1 protein-coding gene is annotated in these 1,197 nt (G+C 65.1%); it reads right to left on the bottom strand.

Translation table 11 applies throughout. The annotated features are described in order from the left end of the window. A partial coding sequence (locus DVK07_RS19355; RefSeq protein WP_233565527.1) for a PotD/PotF family extracellular solute-binding protein occupies positions 1-980 on the bottom strand: 980 nt, incomplete at its 3' end. Between the last annotated feature and the right edge of the window lie 217 nt (positions 981-1,197).

Raw genomic sequence — 1,197 nt, forward strand, 5'->3', positions numbered from 1 at the left:
ATCACCTCCCAGGCGGGCTCCTTGTTGTCGGAGGCGGCCGAGACGACCGCGGTCTCGTACCACGCCAGCGCGCCTTCTTGGGGGGCGACGTACTCGACCCAGGCGTCGCCCTCGCTCCGCATCTGGACGGTCTCGTTCCGCCCGCTGTGCCCGACGAGGAAGTTGCCCTGACGGAACTCCTGGATGAACGTCGGGTCGGGGGCGATGTACCCTTGCAGCCGCGGCTTCTGCTCGATGAGCAGGTCCTGGATCTCCGAGAGCTGGTCCTCCGTGAACGTCATCCGCGCGCCGGACATCGCGTCGTCCATGCCGAGGTACAGCGCCGCCGCGGGGATCGACTTCGCCGCCTCGTCGTACATGATGATCTCGCCGTCGAGGTCGGTGTCGACGTAATCGGGCTCGAACAGGATGTCGTAGCTCGGCTCGTGGTCCGGTACGCTCCGGGTGTCGTAGGAGTAGCCGTACCAGCCGAAGCGGATCGGCACGCCGTAGGCGTTCCCGCTCTCCGTGAACTGGTTGTCGACGAACGACTGGAACCGGTCGTACATGGAGCCGTAGTTGTTCACCACGTCGTTGTTCACCGGCGCGACGAGGTCGGCGTCCATGAACCGCGGCACGAGGTTGTTGTTCGGGACGGCGATGTCGAACTGCTCGTCCTGGCCGGAGCTCCACTGCGAGAACATTTCCGTCGACGACGTCGAGGGCGTGATGTTCAGCTCCACCCCGTCGAGCGTGGACTCGATGTTCTCCTGCATCCCGGCGTCCTCCTCCCACGTGATGATGTTGATCGTGGTCGTCCCGCCGCCGCCCATGCTGCCGCCGTCGCTGCCGTCACCGCCGTCGCCGCCGCTACACCCGGCGAAGGCCGCCACACCGGCGGCGCCCGCGCCGGCGATGTACTGGCGACGGCTCACGCGCCGGCCGGCCGAGGTCGATCCGTCGCTTGTGCCGTGAGACCTATTGTCACGCTCTGACGTCATGTTCCGATGACATATATTGGCGATTAATAAGTATTACGCCGATAACCCCTCGGCGACCCGCGATTTTGACGTCTCGAACCGGTCGATCGGGGGTCGAGTCGGGTCCGAACGGAGTCCTGTCCCGGACTCGCCGATGTCGCGGTAGACCCGTCCGTAGGCTTTTGTAAATCGGCGTAGACGTTCAGCGCATGGGATCACGGATTCGACGCGCACTCTC

Source organism: Halorubrum sp. Atlit-26R, from assembly GCF_003666015.1.
Classification (GTDB): domain Archaea; phylum Halobacteriota; class Halobacteria; order Halobacteriales; family Haloferacaceae; genus Halorubrum.